Origin of the sequence: Thiocapsa sp. UBA6158 (assembly GCF_002423035.1) — a bacterium.
Lineage (GTDB): Bacteria > Pseudomonadota > Gammaproteobacteria > Chromatiales > Chromatiaceae > Thiocapsa.
The window spans coordinates 1-25,035 of sequence record NZ_DIUM01000086.1; the positions used below are offsets into that span (position 1 = coordinate 1).

Here is a 25,035-nt window from a genome sequence, read left to right on the forward strand (position 1 = left end):
GAGCGTCTGGCCAAGCTGGCCGGCGGTGTGGCGGTCGTAAAGGTCGGCGCCGCGACCGAGATCGAGATGAAGGAGAAGAAGGCCCGTGTCGAAGACGCCCTCCACGCCACCCGTGCGGCGGTCGAGGAAGGTATCGTCCCCGGCGGCGGTGTGGCCCTGATCCGTGCCATCGGCGCGGTCGTCAGCCTGAAGGGCGCCAACAGCGACCAGGATCTCGGCATCGCCATCGCCCGCCGCGCCTTGGAAGAGCCGCTGCGTCAGATCGTCACCAACGCCGGCGACGAGGCCTCAGTGGTCATGAGCAAGGTCGCCGAGGGCACCGCCAGCTTCGGCTACAACGCGGCCAGCGGCGAGTACGGCGACATGATGGACATGGGCATCATCGATCCGACCAAGGTCACCCGCACGGCGCTGCAAAACGCCGCGTCCATCGCCGGCCTGATGATCACTACCGAAGCCATGGTGGCCGATGAGCCCAAGAAGGAGAAGGGTGCCGCTGCACCGGGCGGCGGCATGGACGATATGGACTACTAAGCAGGCAGCGGGCTGCGTCGTCGTTTTTCGTCGACACACCCGTCATGCGCGCCCCGCAAAACAGCGGGGCGCGTGCATCCAACCCACACCCCAAACGGCTTGTCGACGTACGCAGCCCATTTTCCTCACGAGATGCCATACTTGATTTGAGGACTGAGTCCTTCGTCAGGTAACGCATTCGACAGTGTACCCCCCTCACCCGAGCACCTGCCCTGTCCGGACAGGCCACGAAGGAGTTGGATAATGTGCTTCAACGCCACGTCCAGCTTCCTCGCCGCAGCCGTACTCATCCCCGCAGGTTTGTACACGCTTCATGCCGCGCGTCACGTCAACAGCCACTATCGGCTCTTGGCCGCTTTCCCTCTTCTGTTTGGTGTCCAGCAGGCGTTGGAGGGCGTGTTGTGGCTGGAGATACTCCCGGATGCCGCCGGAGAGATCGGCGGCCTTGCCTTCGGCAGTGCGCTCGGCTTCCTGTTTTTTGCCTATTTTCTTTGGCCGGGGCTCGTACCGCTGGCGGCTTGGCGGGTCGAGCCGCCGGGACTGCGCCGCAGGGTCTTCGCCGCGGCGGCAATCATGGGCGGTCTCTTGGGCGGATCGCTATTTCTGCCCTTGATCATCAATCCGGATTGGCTCCAGGTCTTCATCATCAGAGGCTCGATCCTCTACCACCCGCAACTCATCTACGACCCCTGGATGGATCGGGAGGTCGTGCGGGCGATCTACGCCCTGATCGTCGCCGTCCCCCTGATCGGATCGTCGGACAGGATGGTACGAGACTTCGGGGTTCTGATCCTCGGCTCGGTGATCGTCAGCACCCTGGCGTTCGGTTATGCCTTCGTCTCCATCTGGTGTTTCTTCGCGGCCCTGCTCTCCGCGTACCTGGTCGTGCGTCTGCCGAGATGCGAATCGGGCGGGCCGGTGGTCCATCGTCCGGGTTCGTCCCGCGTCGGTTAGCGCAGCCTCGGGATCAAATCACCCTCCTTCCGAGCCGGACGCCGGATGCTTTGCGCTATCCGGCGATTTTCATCGCGCGACTGGCCACCCTTTATCGTCGCGCCCCCTGGTCCGCGAGCGTTGAGCCGCGATCCAATGAAGTCGGTCAGTGCGAGATCGCCTATCCATCCGACGGCAATCGGGACATGTCATCGATGACGACCTGGATATCCTCGTCCCGATCGTCCTTGCTCACCTCCCACATCTCCGGATTAGCATTGCGACGCTTGCCCCTACGCATGTCGTGCATCTGGCGCAGGAGATAGAGATAGTGCTGTCCAGCGACGCGCGGATAGAAATTGGTCGCATCCCCTTCACCCGCCGGACCGTGACACTCCACACAGTCGCGCTCCTAGAGCGACCGACCTCGCTCCAGGTCCGTTCCCGGGCCGATCCCGTGCTCCTCGGTTACGGATAATGCGCTCAGATACGCGGCAATGTCCGCAAGCTCCTGCGTCGTGACGACATGCTCTTCGGCGAAGGGATACATCTTGCGATTGTCGCGGATACCGGCACCGACGTCGGCCAGTTGCTTGATCAAGACCGAGGCATGTTGCCCGGCCAGACGCGGGTAGGTCCCGTCGACCTCCCCGAGCGCCTCCATGCCGTGACATCCCTGACAGACCGCGAAGGCGATCGCGCCCAGCAGCGGATCCCCCTTCGCCTGAAGCGCGAGGGGCTTTTCGCCGCGCCTCTCGTTCCACACGTAGCCGGGCGATTCGAAGCCCCGAGGATGATTCCAACACCATCGTACACCGACTCTCCCTAAGTTGGATCTATGAGGGACAGTCCTATGGGGTCCGGCTTGCTATCAACATTGGTTGTCATTGATGATTGTCAATTTTCGTTGACGCGAATGTTAGTGAAGGGCGTAGGAGCCGCCTCCGAAGACGTTCGGAATCGGGAGGCCGTCGGTCACGGGTGATCGCTCTGCTCGCAGCAGGGTCGCGCGCGACCGAGACTTGCTTGAAATCGGCGCTCGGGTTCCTGACTCTTCTCCGAGACCCGAGGATCCAAGACATGTCCGAAACCACAAGAGGAGACGACCGATGAGGAAAAGAAGCACGACACGGGTATCACTGTCCCTGCTGATCGCCGCGGGCTTAACCCTCGGCACCTTCGGCGCGGGGGCCGCCGTGGAACGCACCGCCGCACCCGAGGGGGCCAAGGCGTACATCATCACGCCCGAGGACGGCTCGACCGTGCCGCAGACCTTCGTCGTGCGCTTTGGGCTTTCGGGGATGGGGGTTGCACCGGCGGGCGCGGATCTCCCCAAGACGGGACATCATCATCTGCTGGTCGACATGGACAGCCTGCCGCCGCTCGATCAACCGATCAGCGCCGACATCCTGCATTTCGGGGGCGGCCAGACGGAGACCGAGCTGACGCTGCCGCCGGGCGAGCACACCTTGCAGATTCTCTTGGGCGACAAGAACCACATTCCGCATGATCCGCCGATCATCTCGGAGCGGATCACCGTGACGGTCGAGTAGACCGACCGCCGCGGGCTCTGCGTGCGCCACGGACCGAGCGCTCGGCGGGGTTCGCACCATCTGCGATCGGCACGTCGACCCGCCCGAGACCGTCGCTGGAAGCTGACCGGACGCTGTTGGACTAGCGGTCGGCGCCCATCACCAAGCGTTCGACGTCGGCGATACGGATCTCTCGGCCATCCGAGGTCACGAATCGCCGGCCGTCGACACTGCCGCGTCTGACCTCGTAGTGCGTGACCTCTCCGGTGTTGGCATTGACCACCTGAACAGGGATGATCTCCCGATCACGATCCCAATCCCGAACAAGAAGCGACAGACTCCCGAGCAACATGGTCCCGAGTAGGACATAGGCGAGCGGGCGGATCAGCGCCGGGGGAATCAGAGGCGGACGCGACGCTATGAGGCCGGCGGCCTCGCGAGAGCGCATGATGCGTGCGCGGATCACCAGATAGGCGCCGAGAATGACGGCAGCGGTAAGGAGGAGTTTCCAGATCATGGCGTTTACGTTAGCACGACCGGCCGGTTCGGACAGCCCATACGCGCGCTGCGGGGTCTGGACAGGCGACCGCGGCAGACGGCCCCGCTGCGGCGAGTCCGGAGCGCAGGCAGTATGAAGAACTCGGTTCCGACTCTGATGCTGACGGCAGCGCTATCGCTTGCGGGCTGTACCGAACCTGCTGCGCCGACGGTCAATCTGCACCGGGCGGTCGAGATCGGAGATCTCGACCAAGTCTCGCGTCATATCGACTGGAAGAGCAACCTCGATCTGCCTGATGCGCACGGCGACCCGCCTCTGCACGTCGCCGCCCGCGCCGGTCGTGTCGCCATCACGCGGGAACTCGCCCGCAAGGGCGCGGATATCGGAGCGCTGAACGCCGCGGGAAAGACCCCGCTCGAGGTCGCGCTCGAGCATGGACGCACGCGGGTCGCGAGCATGCTCATCGACCAAGGCGCGCCGCTCGATGCGCAGGGCATGCTGGTGGCGCTGGTCGAGGCGGGAGTGATCGACCGCGATACCTTGAATTTCCTCGTCAACGAGGGCGCACAGCTCGACGAGCCGGATCCACACGGGGATGCGCCGCTGCACGTCGCCATTCGAAACGGGCATCTCGAGACGGTACGGCGACTCATCCTCGCGGGTGCCGATGTGAATCAAGCCGCCGGTGACGGTCGCCTGCCGCTGCGGATTGCGCGAGAATCGGCGCCCGGGCGCGACGCCCGGTTTATCGTCTCGTCCCTCGAGCGCAACGGTGCGAGGGCCGACCCACCCCCTTGACAGACACGCACAGGAGCGTCCGCATGACCGAACGGATCGAAGATCTGACGGTAAACTACACGGAAGACGGCATCGACACGACCAAGGAGATCGACAAGGTCGTCCTCTCCAAGGGAAGTTGGACCACGATCCTCTTTCGCTACCAGGATTGGGACCGGGCGAAGGAGGCGTACGGTGCGGACAAATATACGATCCGCCGCTATCAGAAGCGCGGCGGCGAGTACCGACAGCAGTCGAAGTTCAACATCTCCAGCCGTGCCCAGGCCCAGGCACTCGTCGAGGCCCTGCAGGGTTGGTTGACCGACGACTGATCGGGCTGGAAGGCTGAGCACCGGTGCGCGAGCCCGGTGACCGACACCGAGGACGGCCGATGACGATAGACATGGAGCCGCGACAGTGGCACTGCTCGAGTGTCGCCGAGACGATCGAGGTGCTGGACGTGGATCCCGCGCGGGGTCTCTCCACGGCCGAGGCGGACGTGCGACGTCTGCGTCACGGCGAGAACGCTCTCGCCGAGACCAAGTCGCGCCCGCTCTGGCTCAGATTCCTGGATCAGTTCAGAAACGTCCTGGTGATCGTTCTCCTCTTCGCGGCCGCGCTGGCTTGGACGATCGGGGATCTCAAAGACGCCGTGGTCATCCTGGTCGTCGTGATCCTGAATGCCGCGCTCGGCTTCTATCAAGAGCACCGTGCGGAGCGCACACTCTCCACGCTCAAGGCGATGGTCGCGGTCCGTGCTCGCGTGCGCCGGGACGGTCGGATCGGCGAGGTCGAAGCAACCGAGCTGGTGCCCGGTGATCTCGTCCTGCTCGAGGCAGGCGATCGCGTGCCCGCGGACGGGCGCCTGCTGACGGCACCCAACCTGGAGGTCGACGAGGCCGCCCTGACCGGGGAGTCCCAGCCGGTCGGCAAGAGCTCTCAGGCCCTGGACGCGGCCGATACGCCGCTGGCCGAGCGCCTGAACATGCTCTACATGAACACCGTAGTGACGCGCGGTCGGGCCGAGATGCTGGTCGTCGGCACCGGCATGACCACCGAGATCGGCCGGCTCGCCGGGCTGATTGCCGAGACCCCGGATTCCGGAACCCCGCTGCAGCGTCAGCTCGATACGCTCGGCAAGCGCCTGGCGGCGATCGCCGGGGTCATCGTCACCCTGATCTTTCTCCTCGACCTGTCGCGCGGACTGCCCTGGACGCAGGCCGCCATTACCGCCGTAGCCCTCGCAGTGGCGGCGATCCCCGAGGGCCTGCCGGCCGTCGTCACCGTCACCCTGGCGATCGGCATGTGGCGGATGGCCCAGAACCGGGCGATCCTCAAAAAGCTCTCGGCGGTCGAGACCCTCGGCTCCACGACCGTCATTTGTTCCGACAAAACGGGCACGCTCACACTCAATCGGATGAGCGCGCGAGCCGTCTGGCTCGCGGGCGCGCGATTCAGCGTCGACGGCGATGGCTACGGGAGCGAAGGCTCGATCCTTCGGAGTGATCCGAACGGGCCGGACGCGCCGAACGATGAGATCGATCCGATCCACTTAGGCCGCCCCATGGCGCTCTGCAACGAGTCGCGCGTGCGCGACGGCGAGTTGATCGGGGACCCCACCGAGGGCGCCCTCTGGGTTCTCGCACGCAAGGCCGGTCTCGACCCTGAATCCGAGCAAGCTCAACGCCCGCGGATCGCCGAGATCCCCTTCGACTCGGCCCACAAGTTCATGGCGACCTTTCACCACGCCGGTGATCAGGTCGAGTTGTTCGTCAAAGGGGCTCCGGACGTCCTGCTCGCCCGCGCCTCGCACTGGCTGAGCGCAAGCGGCGAGCAACCACTCGACGCTGCGACCCGCGAGCGCATCGAGGCCGAGAACGAGCACCTCGCGAGCCAAGCGCTGCGGGTACTTGCCGTGGCACGACGGACCATCCCGGCCCGTGATTTCGAGCCCGCGGACGATCTGTGGCGATGGGCCGAGGGCTGGACCTTCCTGGGGCTCGCCGGTCTGATGGACCCGCCGCGCCCGGAGGCCGCCGAGGCCATTGCCCGCTGTGGGCAGGCCGGCGTTCAGGTGAAGATGATTACGGGCGACCACAAGCTCACCGCCGAGGCCATCGGACGCGAGCTCGGGCTGACGGGCGAGGTCGTCACCGGCGCCGAACTCGACGCAATGGACGAGGCGACACTCGGGCGGCGGATCGAGGACATCGGCGTCATCGCGCGGGTCTCGCCGGCCCACAAGGTCCGCATCGTCAAGGCGCTCAAGGCGCGCGGCCATGTCGTTGCCATGACCGGCGACGGGGTGAACGATGCGCCCGCGGTGAAGGCCGCGGATATCGGTGTCGCCATGGGCCTGACCGGCACTGCCGTCACGCGCGAGGCCGCGACCATGGTGCTGATGGACGACAACTTCGCGACCATCGTACGAGCGGTCGAGGAAGGGCGCGTCATCTTCGACAACATCGTCAAATTCGTGCGCTTTCAGCTCTCGACCAACATCGGCGCCATCCTGACGGTGCTGGCGGCGACCCTGATGGGGATGCCGACACCCTTCACCGCGATCCAGCTCCTCTGGATCAATATCATCATGGACGGCCCGCCCGCGATGACACTGGGCGTCGAGCCGGCGCGCCCCGGCATCATGCGGGCCCTGCCCCGCCGACAGGACTCTCAGATCCTCACGCTGAAGCGCTCGGCGCTCCTCGGCCTCTACGGCATCACCATGATGGTCGGCACCCTGTGGCTGTTTCAGGATGCCTTGGCCAGCCACGGCGAGGCCTATGCCCTCACGCTCGCCTTCACCACCTTCGTGCTCTTTCAGTTCTTCAATGTCTTCAATGCCCGCAGCGAGCACGGCAGCGCCTTCAATACCCACTTCCTCGCCAACGGCAAACTCTGGCTAGCGCTCGGTGCCGTCCTCGCTCTCCAAGTCCTGGTCGTGCATTGGCCGACGGCTCAGGCCGTCTTCGGGACCACTCACCTGAACGCCGAGGACTGGCTCAAGGCCGCGCTTGTAGCCTCCAGCGTGCTCCTGCTCGACGAGGCCGGGAAGGCGGTGCAGAGGATCGCATGGCGGACGAAACAGAGGAGCGATTCAAGAGGTGCGACGGGCTGAGCTTGCCGATTCCGACCTGGGCCGCGAGGATGCGGGCCTCGCTTGGATCACGCCGGCGCGGCACCGAGTCGGCTGGATCGTCAAGCCGCGCACCAAGCGCTCGGCTGATCCTGCTCCAGAATCAATGTCCGGTCGAGGAGCGATTCGCAGACCCCGCGGATGCTTGCGAGGACCAGATCGGGATGGTTGTTGGTCTCGCTGACGTGTGCGACGCAGAGCCGCGCGATGGCGCGGTGCGGCAAGGCATCGAGAAGACCGGCGGCCTGCAGGTTGCTGAGATGGCCGAAGTCGCCGGCGACACGCCGTTGCAGGCTCGGCGGATAAGGTCCGCGACGCAGCAGCTCCGGATCATGGTTGAGCTCCAGGATCAGCGCGTCGCAATCCTGAAGAACCTCGCTCATGTGAGGTGTCACGCAGCCGGCATCCGTCAACATCCCCAGGCGACGCCCGTCGGCCTCGAACAGGAACTGACAGGGCTCGCGCGCATCGTGCGGAACGGGATAGGAGCGGATACGCAGGCCGTCGATCAACATCGACTGCCCCTGACCGGAGAGCAGCCGCAACCTCGGGATCTCCGGAGCACCCACCGCCCGCCAGGTCCCGGGCGTTGTCCAGACCTCCACGCGATGCCGCCGAGCGAAGGACCAAACACCCCTCACATGGTCGCCGTGCTCGTGGGTCAGGAGCAGGACATCGATGCTGTTCGGCTCGACATCGACCGACCGAAGACGTTGATGCAGCTCGCGTAGGCTGAATCCGTTGTCCACCAGCACGCGGCACCCGGCGCTTTCCACCAGCGTGGCGTTACCGCGGCTGCCGCTGCCGAGCGAGCAGAAACGCATGTCGGCCCGCGTCTAACGCATTTGCTCCTTCATCAGCGCCAGGATCCGTTGGCTCGACTCGGAGGTATCCGGTTTCCCGCTTGCATCCAGCACGGTCACGCGCGATTCGGTCTCGCCTCCCTGCACTCGCACCTGATACTGCTTGACCGGATCGACCTCGTTCTTCTTCCAGAACGCCATCCGCGAGAGGAGGCCGGGGCTCTTGTCGTCGGACGCGCCGTCCTGCCCTGCGTAGCGGACATAGTAGATACCGCTGCTGAGATCGCGATCTTCCACGGCGAATCCGGCGCGATCCAGTGCCGATCCGGCCGTTCGCCAGGCACGCCTGAAGTCCTCCTGGATCACCAGGGTCTGCGAGCCACCCTCGCTGACCAGGCGAGCGCCGACGGGTTGCATGGCGAGACCGCTTCCGGCGCCGCCTGAGCTGCCCCCGGAGACGGGACCCACTGCTGCGGCACGCTGCTCGGACGCACCCAGAAACACCATGAGGCGCCTCAGCATCTCGGCTTCCTTGCCGGGATCGGTTCCGCTCGGCTCCCAAATGGTTCGGCTTCCGTCACCGATGGCGTTGGTCACCAGACGCTCCTCCATCCCGCGATGCGTGAGATGGATATCGGTGGTGCCCGGTGCCGTACCGGGCTCGATACGCACGCTGTACTGATCGCGCGTCGAGGTCGCGTAGACCCCTTCGACGACCTTGCTGATCATTCGCGTGACGAAATCGCGCCGGATCTCGGCGCGGTTGTCCAGCCAATCGGTGCGCATCACGCCCACGGCCGGATCCTGTTCGACCAGGAGGATGCCCTGCTCGCGCCAGAAAGAGATGACCTTGGGCCAGACCTGCTGCGGCGAGGCCTGAACCTCGAGCCAGCGCTCGGAGTCGCGCCGCCTCAGCTCTACATTGGGTGTCTCGGGGAGGACCTCGCCCGAGGCGGCGACACGCTGGCGTTGCGCGCGGCTCCCACTGTACTCGGAGAAGGTCGCCCCGCCGGCAGACGGGATGTCCAGTGCGTCATCGAACCGCCCGGCGGTCAAATCCGGCGGGATTTCGAGATTCTCACCGGACTCCTGCTGCTTCTTGTAGGCAAGCCGCTGATCGGGGATGGCGTCGCTGATGACGTTCGAGCCGCAACCGGATAGGAGCAGAGTCAGCGCCAAGCCGGCACAGACACCGCCGGTTAGCCAAATACGTGGGATCAAGTTAAGCGACCTCTTTAATCGATTGAGCATAGGCCACCGCCCTGGCACGTCGGCGCGACGGATGGCTTCAGAGCACACCCGCCTGCTCCATCGCGGCGCGCACGCGTGCATGATGCTCTTCGGAGAGCCAGGTGAGCGGGAGACGGATCCCTTTCGTGCAGAGTCCCATCTCGGCAGCGGCCCATTTTACCGGGATCGGATTGGACTGCACGAACAGGTCGTGATGCAGGGCGTCGAGCCGCCGATTGATCGCCTCCGCGTGCTCGCGATCGCCCCCGAGCGCCGCGTCGCACATGCCCTGCATCAGTCGAGGGGCCAGGTTCGAGGTCACCGAGATCACACCGTCGCCGCCCGTCAGCATGAACTCGCATCCGCTCGCATCGTCTCCGCTGTAGAGAGCGAACTCGTCGCCGCAGCCGGCGCGCAACCGCCCGACGCGGGTCAAGTCGCCGGTCGCGTCCTTGATACCGACAATGTTTTCGATGGGCGCGAGCCGAGCCGCCGTCTCGGGCAACAGATCGCAGGCCGTACGGCCCGGGACGTTGTAGAGGATCTGCGGGATGTCGACGGCCTCGGCGATCGCGCGGTAATGCAGATACAGCCCCTCTTGGGTGGGCTTGTTGTAATACGGCGTCACCAGGAGCGCGGCTTGTGCACCGGCCTCTTTCGCGCAGCGGGTCAGGTTGATCGCCTCGCGGGTGGAGTTCGCGCCCGTGCCGGCGATGATGGGGATCCTGCCGGCGGAAAGCTCGAGCGTCCTGCGAATGACGGCGCAATGCTCTTCCTCGTCGAGCGTCGCAGACTCTCCCGTGGTCCCGACGGCCACGATGGCCGTCGTCCCGGCCTCGACATGGAAGTCGACGAGACGCCGGAGGCTCGCGTCGTCGATGCCCCCGTCCTCATGCATGGGGGTAATGAGGGCAACGATGCTGCCGCGAAACATGTCCGACTCCGTTAGGCGAAAACCCTGATGGTAGTACGCGAGACGGCGCCGACACAACCGAGATGATCCGACCCCGAGCGTTTGACCCCGAGGCATTCGATCACGGTGCGCTCGAACCTCGGGGACTCAAACCTGAGCGGCTCAAACGAAAACACTTTGGCACCAACTCAGAAGCGTTGCCGGGAAGAGGCCGAGCGCCAGAAGGGAAAGGCCGTTGAGGCTCATGGCGAAACGCACGCCGCCGCTCGTGATCAGGACCGGCATGTCCGGGTCCGGCTTGTCGAAATAGATGACCTTGACCACGCGCAGATAATAGAAGGCGCCGATGATCGAGAAGGCAACGGCGACCAGAGCGAGCCAGACCAGGTCGATGCGCACGACCGACTCGAGCACCAGCAGCTTCGCCATAAAGCCGACCGTCGGCGGCACGCCGGCCATCGAGAACATCACCAACGCCATCATGGCGGCATACCAGGAATCCCGGTCGTTCAGCCCCTTCAGATCGTCCAGATTCTCCACATCGAACCCTTTGCGGCTCAGGATCAAAAGGATGCCGAAGGCGCCGGTGGACATCACCGCGTAGACGATCGCGTAGAACATCGCCGCCGCGTAGCCCTGCGCGGTGCCGGCCAAGAGTCCAAGAAAGATAAAACCGACATGAGCGATGGTCGAGTAGGCCAGCATGCGTTTGATGTTGGTCTGTGCGATCGCGACAAGGTTGCCCAGACCCATGGAGAGCACGGCGAGAATCAGAAGCATGCCCTGCCAGTCCGGCTGGATCGCCTCGAGCCCATCCACAAGCATGCGGATCGCCAATGCGAAGGCCGCGATCTTGGGCGCACTGCCGAGCAGCAGGACGGCCGGCGTGGGCGCACCCTCGTAGATGTCCGGGACCCACATGTGGAAGGGCACGGCGCCGAACTTGAAGCCCACGCCGATGACGAGGAAGACCACGCCGAAGACCAGGACCTTGTTGTCCATCCCCTGCTCGGCCACGGCCTGTGCGACCAGGCCGAACTCGATCGATCCAGTGGCGCCGTAGATCATGGAGACTCCGTAGAGGAGCATTCCGGAGCCGAGTGCGCCCAGCACGAAATACTTCATCGCCGCTTCGGCGCCCTTCTTCGAGTCTCGATCGAAGGCAACCAGGGCATAGAGCGAGAGCGCCTGAAGCTCGAGGCCGAGATAGACGGTCAGGAAGCTGTTGGCCGAGACCATAATCAGCATCCCGAGGATCGCGAAGAGCCCCAAGACATAGAACTCGCCGACGAAGAGTCCTCGATCCTTCAGCCAGGGGCGCGCGTAGACGAAGGCGAGCAGACTGACCACCAGGATCGCGCCCCTGAGCAGATCGGTCAGACCGTCACGCACGACATTGCCGTCGAAGAGGATGCGCGCCTCTCCGCCGCCCACGGCACCCGTCAGGCCGATCGCGACCAGAAGACCGATCAGGGTCAGGGTATGGTTGATGTCCTTGTCCTTCTCCTTGAGATAGAGATCCAGCACCAGCACGACGCTGGCGGTGACCAGGATCGCAATCTCCGGCAGGATGGGAAACAGATTGGCGGCGTCGAATGGCATGTGAGAATTCCGATTAAACCGCGCCCGGTGCGGCATGCGTCGTTTGGCGGATTGGCTTGCCCCGCCCGCTCCGAACGGCTGCCGGAGCGGGCGCGGTTTAAAGTCTTAAAAAATATTGAGCCCGAGCCCGACCTTACGGCTGCCCCGTGAGACCAGCCACGGATGCGCGCACCGCAAGGACGCAGTCCGCCGCCTCGGAGGCCGGCAGCTTGCACTCGCCGACATGGGCGACCAGGTTCTCGACCGTGGCGTGCATTACCTCCATCAAGGGCGCAGGCCAGATCCCCAGGGCCAGGACCGCGGCGGCCAGCACCCCGAGATTGAGTGTCTCGCGGCGATTGAGATCCTGCAGGGCGGCCACCTTCTCGTTCTTGACTTCGCCGAAGATCACCCGCTTGACCATCCAGAGGGTGAAGGCTGCAGCGAGGATCAAGGTGATCGCAGCCAGGAAGGCCCACCAGAAATCGGCCCGGAAGGTTGCGAGGATCACCATGAACTCGCCGACGAAACCGGAGGTTCCGGGCAGGCCCGCATTGGCCATCGCGAAAAAGACGACGAAGGCACCGAACCAAGGCATCGTGTTGATCACGCCGCCGTAGTCGGCGATCTCGCGCGAATGCACGCGGTCATAGAGCACACCCACACAAAGGAAAAGCGCGCCCGAGATGAATCCGTGCGAGATCATCTGCACCATACCGCCCTCGATCCCCATCACCGCCCCGCCGGCGAGCTCCGGGTTGCGGATGATGGTGAAGACGATAAAGAATCCGAGGGTGACGAAACCCATGTGCGCAATCGAAGAATAGGCGATCAGCTTCTTCATGTCCTGCTGAACCAGCGCCACGAATCCGATGTAGATCACCGCGATCAGGGACAGCGCGATGATCAGCCAGTCGAGCGAGGCACTGGCGTCCGGCGTGATCGGCATCGAGAAGCGCAGGAATCCGTAGCCGCCGATCTTCAGCATGATGGCGGCCAGGATCACGGACCCTCCGGTCGGGGCCTCGACATGCGCGTCCGGTAGCCAGGTGTGGACCGGGAACATCGGCACCTTCACCGCGAAGGCGAGCAGGAAGGCGACGAAGATCAGGATCTGAGCGGTCATGCCCAACTCCAGATCGTGAAAGTCGAGAATACTGAAACTGTCGGCCTGGAAATACATGTAGATCAAGGCGACCAACATGAAGACCGAGCCGAAAAAGGTATAGAGGAAGAACTTGATGGTCGCATAGACCCGATTCGGTCCACCCCAGACCCCGATGATAATGAACATCGGGATCAGCATCGCCTCCCAGAACACATAGAAGAGGATGGCGTCGAGCGCCGAGAAGACGCCGACCATCACGCCTTCCATGATCAGAAAGGCTGCCATGTAATGCGACGGCTTATAGGTGATGACATCCCAGCCCGCGATGATCACGAAGATGGTGATAAAGGTCGTCAGGATAATCAGCGGCATCGAAATGCCGTCGACACCCAGGTAGTACTCGACATTGAAGGTCGGGATCCAGGCCGCGCGTTCCACGAACTGCATCTGCCCGCTGCCGGCGTCGAAACCCGTCCAGAGACCGAGGCTGATCGCGAAGGTCAGAATGGCAAAGGCGAGTGCGATCCACTTGGAGATGTCGGAGCCTCGATCACCGCTCGCCAGCACGACGATGCCGCCGATGATAGGCAACCAGATGACCAGCGTCAGGAGAGGTAATTCGTACATGCGGGGCGTCTCCTTCCGCGTTAGAGCACGACGAAGAACGTCAAGAGCCCGATAAGCCCGACGATCATCGCAATCGCGTAGTGATAGAGGTAACCGGTCTGCAGATGCCGCGCTCGTTGTGCCAAAGCCGTAACGCGATGGGCCGAACCGTTGACGACACCATCGTCGATGATGGCGCGGTCGCCGCCGAGCCAGAGCACCCGCCCGAGCAGTCGGCTCCCGCCGGCGAAGACCTTCTGATTGAAGTCGTCGAACCCGTATTTGGACTGCAGGACCTTGGTGACGGGACCGCCCATTGCCTGCAGTTGATCGTCGATCTTCGGATTCTTCGCGAAGGTGAACCACCAGAGGACGGCGGCCGAGGCGAGCCCTCCCATCGCCAGGAAGAAGGGCGGCATGGTCATGCCGTGCAGGACGAAGGCCCACTGGCCGTGCCAATGCTCGCGCAGCGGCTGCAGGGTATCGTGCTCGGGTGCCACGACGATCGGACTCCAGTCGCCGGTGGCGAACCAATTGGTCACCAACAGCGGCTCGATGACCAACCAGCCGAGCACCACCGAGGGGATCGCCAGCAGCACCAACGGCAAGGTGACCACCCACGGGGTTTCGTGGAGATGGTGTCGGGTATGCTCGTCCATCCGCGGCTTGCCGTGGAAGACCAGGAAATACATTCGGAAGCTATAGAGTGCCGTCACGAAGACACCGATCGTCAGCAGCACCACGGCATAGCCGGACCCGTAGAGCGTCGAATGCCCGACGGCCTCGATGATGGCATCCTTCGAGAAGAAGCCGGAGAAGGCCGGGAAGCCGATCAAGGCCAGCGAGCCGATCAAAGCAGTGATCCAGGTGATCGGCATGTAACGGCGCAAGCCACCCATCTCGCGGATATCCTGCTTGTGATGCAGGGCAATGATCACAGAGCCCGCAGCCAGGAACAGCAGCGCTTTGAAGAAGGCATGGGTCATCAGATGGAACATCCCGGCGGCATAGGCGGAGGCGCCGAGCGCCGTCACCATATAGCCGAGCTGCGACAGGGTCGAATAGGCGACGACGCGCTTGATGTCGTTTTGCACCAGCCCGATCAGGCCCATGAAGAGTGCCGTGGTTGCGCCGATGATCAGGATGAAGCTGAGCGCTGTCTCCGACATCTCGAACAGCGGCGACATGCGGGCGACCATGAAGACACCGGCTGTGACCATGGTCGCGGCGTGTATCAAGGCCGAGATGGGCGTAGGGCCTTCCATCGAATCGGGCAACCAGACATGCAGGGGAACCTGCGCCGATTTACCCATGGCGCCGATGAAGAGCAGGATACAGATCAGCGTCATGAGCGAGACGCCGCCGAACAGGGCGACCTGCGTGCCGGCATGCGCGGGTGCAGCGGCGAAGACCTCAGCGTAATCCATGCTATTGAAATACATCGCGATCGCAGCAATGCCGAGGATGAAGCCGAAGTCACCGACCCGGTTGACCAGGAATGCCTTGAGGTTGGCGAAGATCGCTGTCTCGCGCGTCGACCAAAAGCCGATCAACAGATACGAGACCAAACCGACCGCCTCCCAACCGAAGAAGAGCTGCATGAAGTTGTTGGACATCACCAACATCAACATGGAAAAGGTGAAGAGCGAGATGTAGCTGAAGAACCGCTGATAGCTGTTCTTGCCGGTCAGCGCACCTTTCGGCCAGTTGTGCTCGTCGTCGGCCATGTAGCCGATCGTATAGATGTGGACCATCAAGGAGACGAAGGTGACGGTCGCCATCATGAGCGCCGTGAGCCGGTCGACCAGGAAACCGACCTCGAAGCGGATCCCGTCCGAGACCATCCAGGTGTAGACGGCCTCGTTGTAGACCGGCAGATCACCCCAGATGAATCGCGCGAGCACCATGAGAGACAGCGCCGTAGAGAGCCCGACGCCGGCGATGGTCACCGCATGCGCACCTTGCCGGCCGATTCGGCCGCCGAAAAAGCCGGCGATGACGGCGCCCAGGAGTGGCGCAAGCACGATGGTCAGGTAGACGTTTTCCACTGTTTAGTTCGCTCTCTCGCTTGATGTAATCCGGATCGACCCGCCAGTCACGTCGACGCGTCGACGCCGTCCGCGCTATCCCTTGAGGCTGTCCAGATCCTCCACGTTGATCGACTGCTGATTACGGAAAAGCACCACCAGGATCGCAAGCCCGATCGCAGCCTCCGCCGCCGCCACCGTCAGGATGAAGAAAACGAAAACCTGTCCCGTCATATCCCCGAGAAAATGGGAAAAGGCGACGAAGTTCATATTCACCGCGAGCAGCATCAGCTCGATGCACATCAGCAGCAGGATGACGTTCTTGCGATTCAGGAAGATCCCCGCGACCGCAAGCATGAAGAGCCCTGCGGCCAGGATCAGATAGTCTGAGAGCGCGATCATTCGGTCGATTCCTGTGGTGCGGCCGAGGCGGCGACGGGCGGAACCGCGGCACTCTCGGAAGGCATCTTGACGATACGAATCCGGTCCGGACCCTTCTTGACTCTGACCTGCTTCGCGGGATCCATATACTTCGTATCCGGCCGACGACGCAGGGTCAAGCGAATCGCAGCGACGATGGCAACAAGTAGGATGACGGCCGCGATCTCGAACGGATAGACATAGAGGGTGTAAAGCAGGAGTCCGAGCTCTTCGGTATTGCTCACGTCGGGGCCCGCCGGCACGGGCGAGGGGAACTGCTGCAATCCGAAGTTGGCCGGCCCGACGATCAGGAAGATCTCAAGGGCAAGCACGACCGCAATCAGCGCACCGATCGGCAAATAGCGAATAAAGCCCGCGCGCAGCGTCGCGATATCGACATCGAGCATCATGACGACAAAGAGGAAGAGCACCATGACCGCGCCGACATAGACCAGAACCAGCACGATCCCGAGGAACTCCGCTTCGAGCAGGATCCAGAGGGCCGCGCTGCTGATGAAGGCCAACACCAGATAGAGGACGGCGTGGACTGGGTTGCGACGCGTGATCACCATCCCTGCAGCGAATAGGGTTATGGCCGCGAAGACATAGAAGAGGAATTTTTCAAAGCCCATGATTCATCCGAATGCCTTGGTTAGGCGCAATGGCCAAATAAGCGCCGACTGAGTGCCCGATCGGCGCCTGATCGCGCTCTGATTGCCACCTGATCGATAGAGCCCCGAAGCGCCGCTGGCGGATCGACGAAAGCCCCGAAACCCCGCGCATGACATGCCCCTATCCTCGGGCGATCCTGCGCAGCCGGCCGTGCTCCCTGCGACCATCGTGCTCAGCGGTAGGGCGCATCCGCGGCGCGTGCCGCGGCGATGTCCGCCTCGTATTTATCCCCGATCGCCAGGAGCTTCTCCTTGGTCATGATGTTCTCGCCGCGATTCTCGAAGTGATACTCGTAGACCCCGGTCTCGACGATCGAGTCCACGGGGCAAGACTCCTCGCAAAAGCCGCAATAGATGCACTTGAAGAGGTCGATGTCGTATCGCGTCGTCCGTCGCGATCCGTCCTCGCGCGGCTCCGCCTCGATGGTGATGGCCAACGCCGGACAAACCGCCTCGCAGAGCTTGCAGGCGATGCAGCGCTCCTCGCCGTTNNCATGCAGGCCGCGAAAACGCGGCGAGATCGGGGCCTTCTCCTCCGGATACTGGACCGTGAACTTGCGCTTGAACAGATAAGCGCCGGTCAGGCTCAAGCCCTTGAAGAGCTCGACCATCAAGAGGCTTTGAAGATAATCGCGTGTGGCTTTCAGCATCGGTCGTCTCCGGGTCAGGCGGACCACCAAGGGGGCAGCTCGGCGAGCACCGCAAGCGCCACCACGAGGATCCAGACGATCGTGATCGGGATGAATACCTTCCAACCCAGACGCATGATCTNNGGTCGTAGCGATAGCGCGGGAAGGTCGCCCGTAACCACAAGAATACGAACATGAAGAAGAAGGTCTTGAGCAGCAGCCAATGGAAGCCGTCACCCAGAACCAGGCTGCCCTCGACCCATGCCTGCGGGAAGGGCGACAGCCAGCCGCCCATGAAGAGCAGTGCCGAGAGCGCCGAGATCAGGATCATGTTCGCGTATTCGGCAAGGAAGAAGACCGCGAAGGCCATCCCGGAATACTCCACATGGAAACCGGCCACGATCTCGGACTCGCCTTCGGCCACGTCGAAGGGCGCGCGGTTGGTCTCGGCGATACCCGAGATCAGATAGACGCCGAACAGGGGCAACAATGGCAACCAGAACCAGGTCAGGATATTCCCTTCCTGGGCCGCGACGATCGCACCCAGATTCAGGCTTCCAGCCGCCACCAACACACCGACCAGCGCAAAGCCCATCGCGATCTCGTAGGCGACGATCTGGGCCGCCGAGCGCATGGCGCCGAGCAACGCATATTTCGAGTTGGACGCCCAACCCGCGATGATGATGCCGTAGACACCAAGCGAGGTCAGCGCAAGCAGATAGAGCAAGCCGGCATTGATGTCGGACAGCACCAGCCCTTCGTCGAAGGGGAACACCGCCCAGGCGGCCAAGGCCGGTGCGATCGCGATCATGGGCGCCAACAAGAATAGAACCTTGTCCGCCTTGGTCGGGATGACGATCTCCTTCATCATCAGCTTGACCGCATCCGCGATCGGCTGCAGCGAGCCGCGCCAGCCGACCCGGTTGGGCCCGATGCGGACCTGGATGTAGCCGATCACCTTGCGCTCGGCCAAGGTGTAGTAGGCGACCATCCCGAGCAGCGGCAGAACGATCGCGATGATCTTGATCAGGATCTGGATCACCACGGGAAGCGCATTCCATAGTTCGATCATCGTTGATTCATCCCGCCTCGCTGCCCGTCTCGCCGAACCACGGCCTGATCTCGATCGGGCCGATCTGTGCGCCCAGCCGCCCGCTTCCGGTCACGGCTGCCGGGATCCGCGCACAGCCCATCGCGATCGCGTCGTCCAGGAAAACATTGGCCTCGACCTCGTGGCCGTTTTGAATAATCAAGACCGTCTGATCGGCAAACAGTCCATCGCCATGCGCCTGCTCCGGATGCAGATAGACACCGAAGGCCGCCCCTTGAACGGGCGTGCGCTGCAGGGCCGGCGCCCGCCGAACGAGCGGATCCAGCGCGTAGATGGGCACAGTGCCGAGACGCATCAGACCGGCGGTCGTGCCGCTCGAGACCGCCGGATAGTCCCCGCGCGGGGCATTGTCGAGTGCGGCATCGCTGCACAGTGCGGCGAGCTCGTCGCGCACCTGCGCCGCATCCCGATACTCGAAGCCGGGAAGATCCAGCAGATTACCCAGCACACGCAGCACCTTCCAGCCGGGACGGGCCTCGCCGGGAGGCGCAACCGCTCCCTGAAACCGCTGCCAGAGACCGCCTGCGTTGACAAAGGTCCCGGAGGTCTCCGCGAAGGAGCCGATCGGAAGCAGCACGTCGGCGACGGCATCGAGCGAAGGCGAGCGGAAGGCGGAGCAGGCAATCAGCAGATCGGCCGCCTCGCACATGGCCATCGCCCGTGCGGGGTCGATGAGATCCCGATCCGGCTCCAAGCCCCAAAGGACCAGCGTGCTCGGCGGTGCGCTCAGCATCACGCCCAACCCGAGGCCCTTGGTCTCGGTCGCGCGACCGCCGGGCAAACCGTGCGGCACGGCACCGGCTAGATGAGCGCCGACGCTGTTCGCCGCTGCCGGCAGAAAACCCACGACGGCGCCGCTCAACTCACCGATCCGATAGGCCAGCGCCTTGAGCAAGACATAGTCCGGATGTGCCGTGGCCAGTGCGCCCAGCAGGAGAGCACCAGTCGACTTCTCCCCCGCGGCACGCAAAGCGTCGGCAATCGCCTGATGAGCATCGTCGGGCTTGGCCGAGCCGATGAGCGTCTTGAGCATCCCGGACGCCTTGGCGCCCAAGGCTTTCGCGATCGCCGCGAGATCCGCGACCATCTGCGCCGGCGTCCCGACCAACTGTCGGGCGGGATGGGTCAGCGCCAAGGTCAGGGGATTCACGCAAGCGATGGTCGCACCCTCGAGCGCGGCCTTGCGGATGCGATGGGCCAGCAGCGGCTGCTCCTGACGAATCTCGCTTCCGATCAAGAGGATCGCCTCGCGGGTCTCCAGATCGGCGATCGGCAGGCCCAGCCAAGGCAGCATCGGATCGGCGGCATCCCCGCTGAAATCCTGTTGGCGCAGACGGTGATCGATGTTGGCACAACCCAGACCGCGCGCGATCCGCTGCGCCAGATACAGCTCTTCGAGCGTTGCGTTCGGGGCCATCAGCCAGCCCATACGGCTCGCATCTGCGGCCTTCAGACGCTCGGCGACGAGGGTCAAGGCCTCGTGCCACTCGACCTCGCGCCAGACCCCGTCGGTCTTGATCATGGGTGCGGTTAGTCGATCATCGGCGTTCAGACCCGCGTAGCTGAAACGGTCGCGGTCCGAGATCCAGGTCTCGTTGACCGCCTCGTTGTCGCGCGGATGCACTCGCATGACGCGACCGCCGCGCACATGCAGACGGATGTTGGAGCCGACCCCGTCGTGCGGGGCAATGCTGTCGGCATCCGTCAGCTCCCAAGCCCGCGCGGTGAAGCGATAAGGCTTGGAGGTGAGGGCGCCGACCGGACAGAGATCGATGATGTTGCCCGAGAGCTCATGGCTCACGGTGTGGGCGACGAATGTCCCGATACGCATGTCTTCGCCGCGACCCGTGGCGCCGAGCTCACGCACGCCTGCAATCTCGGCACCGAAGCGCACGCAGCGGGTGCAATGGATGCAGCGGGTCATGTCGGTGGCGATGAGCGGACCGAGATCCTCGTCCTTGACGACGCGCTTGCGCTCGGAGAAGCGCGAGACATCGCCGCCGTAGCCCATCGCCACATCCTGCAGCTCGCATTCGCCACCCTGATCGCAGATCGGGCAGTCGAGCGGGTGGTTGATAAGCAGGAATTCCATCGTCCCCTGCTGGGCATCGATGGCCTTGGGCGAGCGCGTCAGAACCTTCATGCCCGCGCCGACCGGCGTGGCGCACGCAGGCACCGGTTTGGGGAAAGGGCGACCGCCCTGCTCCGCCTCGACCAGGCACATGCGGCAGTTGGCCGCGATNNCGACAGCTTCTTGTGATAGCAGAAACGCGGGATGGCGATCCCCTCGCGGTCCGCGACCGCGATGATCATCTCTCCCGGCACCGCTTCGCAGGTGCGGCCGTCGATCTCGATCGTGATCTTGTCCGTCATTCAGCTCTCTCGATCGGCGCCCGTGGGCCGGATATCGCGCACCGCTCCGGCGCGCGTTCTCGGACCTGCTCGCTCGCGCGAACGGGGCCATTCTACAAGTTTGCGATTCCGGGGCGACGACAGCGAGCCGCGCACGCCCCGATTCGGATCAGGCCGCAGGTCTAAGCTGCCATGCTTTGGCCGTGCTCGATCAGGTGCTCGAATTCGTGTCGGTAATGCTTGAGAAAGCTCTGCACCGGCATCGCCGCGGCGTCACCCAGGGCACAAATGGTTCGCCCGCCGATCCGACCTGCAACACTGTCGAGCAGATCCAGATCGCCCGGCCGGCCCTTGCCGTCCAGGATGCGACGCAGCACCCGCTCCAGCCAGCCGGTGCCTTCGCGGCAAGGCGTGCACTGACCGCAGGACTCATGCATGTAGAAGTGCGACAGGTTGTGCAGAACCTTGACCATGCAGGTCCCCTCGGCGATCACGATCACGGCGCCCGATCCCAGCATGGAGCCGGCCTTGGCGATTGAATCGTAATCCATGTCCACATCCATCATGACGTCGCCGGGCACGACCGGAACGGATGACCCGCCCGGGATCACGGCCTTGAGCCGACGGCCGTCCTTCATCCCGCCGGCCAGTTCCAGCAGGGCCCGGAAGGGCGTGCCCAGCGGAACCTCGAAGTTGTCCGGCCGAGCGACATGCCCGGTCACCGAGAAGAGCTTGGGACCGCCGTTGTTCGGGCGCCCCTGCTCGAGGAACCACTTCCCGCCCTTCTCCAGGATGACCGGGATCGAGGCCAGCGACTCGGTGTTGTTGATGGTGGTTGGCCGCCCGTAGAGACCGACCTGGGCAGGGAATGGCGGCTTGAAGCGCGGCTGTCCCTTCTTGCCCTCGATCGACTCCAAGAGTGCCGTCTCCTCGCCGCAGATGTAGGCACCGGCGCCGAGATGGTTGAAGAGGTCGAAATCGACGCCCGAACCCTGGATGTCTTTGCCCAACAGACCTGCCGCGTAGGCCTCGCGAATGGCCTCCTCGCACCGTTGGATCGGCTCGTAGAACTCGCCGCGGATATAGTTGTAGCCGACCGTCGCGCCGATACAGTAGCCCGCAATCGCCATGCCCTCGATCAACTGGTGCGGGTTGTAACGCAAGATGTCTCGATCCTTGCAGGTCCCGGGCTCGCCCTCGTCGGAGTTGCAGACGATGTACTTCTGGCCGGGCACCGTGCGCGGCATGAAGCTCCACTTCAGGCCAGTCGGGAACCCTGCTCCGCCGCGACCACGCAGCGCCGAGAGCTTGATCTCCTCGATGATGTCGGCCGGGTCCGGACGCTCGCGCAGGATCTTCTCCCATTGCACGTATCCACCGAGGCTGCGATAGGCATCCAAGGTATGCCGAGTGCTCGCATCCAGATGCATGTTGCGAAAACAGACGCTGTTCTGATTCGGGACCATTGGCCTACTCCAACTCGTCGATCAGCTTATCGAGCGCTTGGGGCGAGAGGTTCTCGTGGTAGGTCTTGTCGACCAATACCGCAGGCGCATGTCGGCACGCGCCGAGACACTCGACCTCTTTGAAGGTAAAGCGACCGTCGGCGGTGGTCTCGCCGAGACGCACGTCGTACTTGTGCTCGACATGCTCGATCAGCTCTGCGGAGCCCAGCAGCAGGCAGGAGACGCTGTTGCAGACGCAGACCTTGTGCCGACCCTGCGGCTCCAGATCGTACATGCCGTAGAAGGTCGCGACCTCGTAGACGGACACCTCCGGCATATCCAGATAGGCAGCGACATCGTTCATCAGCTCGGGGGTCAGCCAGCCGCCGTTGGCATCCTGAACGATGGTCAGCGCCGGCATCACGGCGGACTGTTTCCATTCGGCCGGATACTTGGCGATCCACACATCGATCTGCTCGCGAATCTCGGCGGTGAAGAGGGTCGATTTATCGCGATCGTGAATGACCGCAAGCGGTGCGTTGCGAAAGCTCATCAGCGATCGATCTCCCCGAATACGACATCCAGCGTCCCGATGATCGCCACCACGTCGGCGAGCATGTGGCCTTGCGACATCTCGTCCAACGCGGCGAGATGCGGGAAGCCAGGCGCACGGACCTTCAGACGATAGGGCTTATTGGCACCGTCCGACACGATATAGCAGCCGAACTCGCCCTTCGGTGCCTCCACCGCGGCATAGACCTCGCCGGGCGGCGGACAATAGCCCTCGGTAAAGAGTTTGAAATGGTGGATCAAGGCTTCCATGTCGTCCTTCATGTCGGCGCGCGACGGCGGCATGACCTTGTGATCCTCGATCGCGACCGGACCTGGGTTATTACGCAGCCACTGCACGCACTGCTTGATGATCCGATTGGATTGGCGCATCTCCTCCATGCGAACCAGATAGCGGTCGTAGCAATCGCCGTTGACCCCGACCGGGATATCGAAATCCATCTTATCGTAGGCGGCATAGGGCTGCTTCTTGCGCAGATCCCACTCGACACCGGATCCTCGCAGCATCGGGCCCGTAAAGCCCAATTGAAGCGCGCGCTCGGGCGAGACGACACCGATGCCGACCGTGCGCTGCTTCCAGATGCGATTATCCGTCAGCAGTGTCTCGTATTCGTCGACATGACCCGGAAAGCGATCGGCGAAATCCTCGATGAAGTCGAGCAGCGAACCCTGACGCGGGCCGTTGCGCTTGGCGATCGTCTTGGCGCTATGCCACTTGGAGCTTCCCGAATATTGAGGCATCCGATCGGGCAGATCTCGATAAACACCGCCGGGCCGATAATAGGTCGCGTGCATCCGCGCACCCGAGACGGCCTCGTAACAATCGAGCAGGTCTTCGCGCTCGCGGAAGCAATAGAGAAAAACCGACATGGCCCCGATATCCAAGCCATGCGCGGCAAGCCACATCAGATGATTCAGGATGCGGGTGATTTCGTCGAACATCGTACGAATGTACTGGGCGCGCTCCGGGGCCTCGACCCCGAGCAGCTTCTCGATGGCCCGGACGTAGCCATGCTCATTGCACATCATGGATACATAATCGAGCCGGTCCATGTAACCAATGCTCTGATTGAACGGCTTGGACTCGGCGAGTTTTTCGGTGGCACGATGCAGCAGTCCGATATGCGGATCGGCCCGTTCGATCACCTCGCCGTCCATCTCGAGCACCAGGCGCAAGACGCCGTGGGCCGACGGATGCTGAGGCCCGAAGTTCAGGGTGTAGTTGCGAATCTCAGGCATTGGCGGACTCCGAACTCACGTCCGTCTGCACGTATCGGCTGTCGGAGCGGATCACGCGCGGCACCAGCACACGTGGCGGAATCGAGACCGGCTCGTAGATGACGCGGCCCTGCTCCGGGTCATAGCGCATCTCGACATGTCCGGATAGGGGGAAATCCTTCCGAAAGGGGTATCCGACAAAACCGTAGTCGGTGAGGATTCGACGCAGATCGGGATGGCCCCGGAAAAGGATCCCGAAGAGATCGAATGCCTCGCGCTCGAACCAATTGGCAGCAGCCCAAACCGGCACGACCGAGTCGACCATCGGCTGACTGCTCTCTGCGTAGACACGCAGGCGAATCCGCCGGTTGTGTACCAGCGACAGGAGATGGTAGACGACGGCGAAACGCTTGGGGTCATCGAGGACAAGCTCTTGATCGCGATCCACACCGCGCCCGAAACCGGTCGTGGATGCCTCCTCCGTCGTCCACTCGGACTTACCGAAAGCGGCATAATCGACCCCGCAGAGGTCGATGAGCTGCTCGAAGCGCAGTTGCGGATGATCACGAAGGATCCACGCCACGTCGGTCAAACGCTCCGAGGGCACGATCAAGGTGACCTCGCCGAGCTCCGTGACGGTCTCGCACCCTTGGCCGGTCAGCGCCTCTGCGAGTGCATCGACGAGCGCGGTCAGCCTGACGGGGTTGGACAGGATGTCTTTAGCCATTGGAATTGGGTACGACTCAGCGAGCGATGGTATTGGTGCGACGAATCTTATTCTGCAACTGCAGGATACCGTAAAGCAGGGCCTCGGCAGTCGGCGGACATCCCGGCACGTAAATATCTACAGGGACGATCCGATCACAACCCCGTACCACCGCATACGAGTAGTGGTAATAACCGCCGCCGTTCGCACAGGAGCCCATCGAGATCACCCAGC

Annotated in this window: 22 protein-coding genes and 3 pseudogenes; 6 read left to right on the forward strand and 19 right to left on the reverse strand. The window is 63.4% G+C overall.

Features of this window, described 5'->3' with window-relative positions; genetic code table 11:
- Window positions 1-534, forward strand: a 534-nt coding sequence (locus B4N44_RS11880; RefSeq protein ID WP_296701041.1) for a TCP-1/cpn60 chaperonin family protein, incomplete at its 5' end; no start/stop codon positions are given.
- Between the two features lie 243 nt (window positions 535-777).
- Window positions 778-1,488 carry a DUF6629 family protein gene (locus B4N44_RS11885; protein WP_296701043.1) on the forward strand — a complete coding sequence of 237 codons (711 nt, stop codon included), beginning with the start codon at window positions 778-780 and terminating at the stop codon, window positions 1,486-1,488.
- 160 nt (window positions 1,489-1,648) lie between these two features.
- On the opposite strand, the gene B4N44_RS11890 is transcribed toward B4N44_RS11885, so the two are convergent.
- Together B4N44_RS11890 and B4N44_RS11895 are read right to left on the reverse strand one after the other, a co-directional pair.
- Window positions 1,649-1,867, reverse strand: coding sequence for a c-type cytochrome (locus tag B4N44_RS11890; RefSeq protein WP_296701045.1), 219 nt, complete (start codon window positions 1,865-1,867; stop codon window positions 1,649-1,651).
- A 12-nt stretch (window positions 1,868-1,879) separates the two neighbouring features.
- A complete protein-coding gene (locus B4N44_RS11895; protein ID WP_296701047.1) occupies window positions 1,880-2,233 on the reverse strand; it encodes a c-type cytochrome in 354 nt (117 codons plus the stop codon).
- A gap of 343 nt (window positions 2,234-2,576) precedes the next feature.
- On the opposite strand from B4N44_RS11895, the gene B4N44_RS11900 reads away from it, so the two are divergent.
- On the forward strand, window positions 2,577-3,020 hold the full coding sequence (locus B4N44_RS11900) for a DUF4399 domain-containing protein (protein WP_296701049.1): 444 nt from the start codon (window positions 2,577-2,579) through the stop codon (window positions 3,018-3,020).
- Between the two features lie 121 nt (window positions 3,021-3,141).
- Here the strand turns inward: B4N44_RS11900 and B4N44_RS11905 are convergent, their stop codons facing one another.
- Window positions 3,142-3,516 carry a hypothetical protein gene (locus B4N44_RS11905; protein ID WP_296701051.1) on the reverse strand — a complete coding sequence of 125 codons (375 nt, stop codon included), beginning with the start codon at window positions 3,514-3,516 and terminating at the stop codon, window positions 3,142-3,144.
- Between the two features lie 114 nt (window positions 3,517-3,630).
- Between B4N44_RS11905 and B4N44_RS11910 the strand changes: the two genes are divergently transcribed.
- Genes B4N44_RS11910 through B4N44_RS11920 form a run of 3 tightly spaced genes read left to right on the forward strand, consistent with a single transcriptional unit; the run spans window position 3,631 to window position 7,393 of the window.
- On the forward strand, window positions 3,631-4,296 hold the full coding sequence (locus tag B4N44_RS11910) for an ankyrin repeat domain-containing protein (protein WP_296701053.1): 666 nt from the start codon (window positions 3,631-3,633) through the stop codon (window positions 4,294-4,296).
- A gap of 23 nt (window positions 4,297-4,319) precedes the next feature.
- Window positions 4,320-4,607 carry a hypothetical protein gene (locus B4N44_RS11915; RefSeq protein ID WP_296701055.1) on the forward strand — a complete coding sequence of 96 codons (288 nt, stop codon included), beginning with the start codon at window positions 4,320-4,322 and terminating at the stop codon, window positions 4,605-4,607.
- 59 nt (window positions 4,608-4,666) lie between these two features.
- Window positions 4,667-7,393, forward strand: coding sequence for a cation-translocating P-type ATPase (locus B4N44_RS11920; protein ID WP_296701058.1), 2,727 nt, complete (start codon window positions 4,667-4,669; stop codon window positions 7,391-7,393).
- A gap of 80 nt (window positions 7,394-7,473) precedes the next feature.
- Here B4N44_RS11920 and B4N44_RS11925 read toward each other — a convergent pair whose 3' ends face one another.
- The 16 genes and pseudogenes from B4N44_RS11925 to B4N44_RS12000 form a co-directional block, all read right to left on the reverse strand.
- Window positions 7,474-8,235, reverse strand: a complete 762-nt coding sequence (locus B4N44_RS11925) for an MBL fold metallo-hydrolase (RefSeq protein ID WP_296701060.1) — start codon at window positions 8,233-8,235, stop codon at window positions 7,474-7,476.
- Between the two features lie 12 nt (window positions 8,236-8,247).
- A complete protein-coding gene (gene bamC / locus B4N44_RS11930) occupies window positions 8,248-9,435 on the reverse strand; it encodes an outer membrane protein assembly factor BamC (RefSeq protein WP_296701062.1) in 1,188 nt (395 codons plus the stop codon).
- A 67-nt stretch (window positions 9,436-9,502) separates the two neighbouring features.
- Window positions 9,503-10,378 (reverse strand): 4-hydroxy-tetrahydrodipicolinate synthase, encoded by an 876-nt coding sequence (gene dapA / locus B4N44_RS11935; protein WP_296701064.1) that lies wholly within the window; start codon window positions 10,376-10,378, stop codon window positions 9,503-9,505.
- 141 nt (window positions 10,379-10,519) lie between these two features.
- Window positions 10,520-11,959, reverse strand: coding sequence for an NADH-quinone oxidoreductase subunit NuoN (gene nuoN, locus B4N44_RS11940; protein WP_296701066.1), 1,440 nt, complete (start codon window positions 11,957-11,959; stop codon window positions 10,520-10,522).
- 133 nt (window positions 11,960-12,092) lie between these two features.
- Complete coding sequence (locus B4N44_RS11945) at window positions 12,093-13,673, reverse strand: NADH-quinone oxidoreductase subunit M (protein WP_296701068.1); 1,581 nt, start codon at window positions 13,671-13,673, stop codon at window positions 12,093-12,095.
- Window positions 13,674-13,693: 20 nt separating this feature from the next.
- Window positions 13,694-15,700 carry an NADH-quinone oxidoreductase subunit L gene (nuoL, locus tag B4N44_RS11950; RefSeq protein WP_296701070.1) on the reverse strand — a complete coding sequence of 669 codons (2,007 nt, stop codon included), beginning with the start codon at window positions 15,698-15,700 and terminating at the stop codon, window positions 13,694-13,696.
- Window positions 15,701-15,775: 75 nt separating this feature from the next.
- Window positions 15,776-16,081 carry an NADH-quinone oxidoreductase subunit NuoK gene (gene nuoK / locus B4N44_RS11955; protein WP_296701073.1) on the reverse strand — a complete coding sequence of 102 codons (306 nt, stop codon included), beginning with the start codon at window positions 16,079-16,081 and terminating at the stop codon, window positions 15,776-15,778.
- Window positions 16,078-16,731 carry an NADH-quinone oxidoreductase subunit J gene (locus tag B4N44_RS11960; RefSeq protein ID WP_296701075.1) on the reverse strand — a complete coding sequence of 218 codons (654 nt, stop codon included), beginning with the start codon at window positions 16,729-16,731 and terminating at the stop codon, window positions 16,078-16,080. The genes nuoK and B4N44_RS11960 overlap by 4 nt, the downstream gene beginning before the upstream one ends.
- Before the next feature lie 212 nt (window positions 16,732-16,943).
- Window positions 16,944-17,420, reverse strand: a complete 477-nt coding sequence (nuoI, locus tag B4N44_RS11965; RefSeq protein ID WP_414718145.1) for an NADH-quinone oxidoreductase subunit NuoI — start codon at window positions 17,418-17,420, stop codon at window positions 16,944-16,946.
- 14 nt (window positions 17,421-17,434) lie between these two features.
- Window positions 17,435-18,471 (reverse strand): annotated as a pseudogene (gene nuoH / locus B4N44_RS11970) (NADH-quinone oxidoreductase subunit NuoH).
- Window positions 18,472-18,478: 7 nt separating this feature from the next.
- A pseudogene (gene nuoG, locus B4N44_RS11975) lies at window positions 18,479-20,883 on the reverse strand (NADH-quinone oxidoreductase subunit NuoG).
- A 161-nt stretch (window positions 20,884-21,044) separates the two neighbouring features.
- Complete coding sequence (nuoF, locus tag B4N44_RS11980; protein ID WP_296701078.1) at window positions 21,045-22,328, reverse strand: NADH-quinone oxidoreductase subunit NuoF; 1,284 nt, start codon at window positions 22,326-22,328, stop codon at window positions 21,045-21,047.
- Between the two features lie 4 nt (window positions 22,329-22,332).
- Window positions 22,333-22,860, reverse strand: a complete 528-nt coding sequence (gene nuoE / locus B4N44_RS11985) for an NADH-quinone oxidoreductase subunit NuoE (RefSeq protein WP_296701080.1) — start codon at window positions 22,858-22,860, stop codon at window positions 22,333-22,335.
- Window positions 22,860-24,116: an NADH-quinone oxidoreductase subunit D gene (locus B4N44_RS11990; protein WP_296701082.1), complete on the reverse strand. Its 1,257-nt coding sequence runs from the start codon at window positions 24,114-24,116 to the stop codon at window positions 22,860-22,862. The genes nuoE and B4N44_RS11990 overlap by 1 nt, the downstream gene beginning before the upstream one ends.
- Window positions 24,109-24,822 (reverse strand): NADH-quinone oxidoreductase subunit C, encoded by a 714-nt coding sequence (locus B4N44_RS11995; protein ID WP_296701084.1) that lies wholly within the window; start codon window positions 24,820-24,822, stop codon window positions 24,109-24,111. The genes B4N44_RS11990 and B4N44_RS11995 overlap by 8 nt, the downstream gene beginning before the upstream one ends.
- Window positions 24,823-24,838: 16 nt before the next feature.
- Window positions 24,839-25,035: pseudogene (locus B4N44_RS12000) on the reverse strand (NADH-quinone oxidoreductase subunit B); the annotation flags it as partial.

Excerpts from the sequence above, each read along its gene's own strand:
- B4N44_RS11925 (WP_296701060.1), bottom strand. The coding sequence starts at position 8,235 with ATGCGTTTCTGCTCGCTCGGCAGCGGCAGCCGCGGTAACGCCACGCTG.
- nuoE (WP_296701080.1), bottom strand. The coding sequence starts at position 22,860 with ATGAGCTTTCGCAACGCACCGCTTGCGGTCATTCACGATCGCGATAAA.
- nuoF (WP_296701078.1), bottom strand. The coding sequence starts at position 22,328 with ATGGTCCCGAATCAGAACAGCGTCTGTTTTCGCAACATGCATCTGGAT.
- B4N44_RS11900 (WP_296701049.1), top strand. The coding sequence starts at position 2,577 with ATGAGGAAAAGAAGCACGACACGGGTATCACTGTCCCTGCTGATCGCC.
- nuoK (WP_296701073.1), bottom strand. The coding sequence starts at position 16,081 with ATGATCGCGCTCTCAGACTATCTGATCCTGGCCGCAGGGCTCTTCATG.
- B4N44_RS11990 (WP_296701082.1), bottom strand. The coding sequence starts at position 24,116 with ATGCCTGAGATTCGCAACTACACCCTGAACTTCGGGCCTCAGCATCCG.
- B4N44_RS11945 (WP_296701068.1), bottom strand. The coding sequence starts at position 13,673 with ATGTACGAATTACCTCTCCTGACGCTGGTCATCTGGTTGCCTATCATC.
- B4N44_RS11920 (WP_296701058.1), top strand. The coding sequence starts at position 4,667 with ATGACGATAGACATGGAGCCGCGACAGTGGCACTGCTCGAGTGTCGCC.
- B4N44_RS11905 (WP_296701051.1), bottom strand. The coding sequence starts at position 3,516 with ATGATCTGGAAACTCCTCCTTACCGCTGCCGTCATTCTCGGCGCCTAT.
- B4N44_RS11915 (WP_296701055.1), top strand. The coding sequence starts at position 4,320 with ATGACCGAACGGATCGAAGATCTGACGGTAAACTACACGGAAGACGGC.
- nuoN (WP_296701066.1), bottom strand. The coding sequence starts at position 11,959 with ATGCCATTCGACGCCGCCAATCTGTTTCCCATCCTGCCGGAGATTGCG.
- B4N44_RS11910 (WP_296701053.1), top strand. The coding sequence starts at position 3,631 with ATGAAGAACTCGGTTCCGACTCTGATGCTGACGGCAGCGCTATCGCTT.
- dapA (WP_296701064.1), bottom strand. The coding sequence starts at position 10,378 with ATGTTTCGCGGCAGCATCGTTGCCCTCATTACCCCCATGCATGAGGAC.
- B4N44_RS11960 (WP_296701075.1), bottom strand. The coding sequence starts at position 16,731 with ATGGGCTTTGAAAAATTCCTCTTCTATGTCTTCGCGGCCATAACCCTA.
- B4N44_RS11885 (WP_296701043.1), top strand. The coding sequence starts at position 778 with ATGTGCTTCAACGCCACGTCCAGCTTCCTCGCCGCAGCCGTACTCATC.
- B4N44_RS11995 (WP_296701084.1), bottom strand. The coding sequence starts at position 24,822 with ATGGCTAAAGACATCCTGTCCAACCCCGTCAGGCTGACCGCGCTCGTC.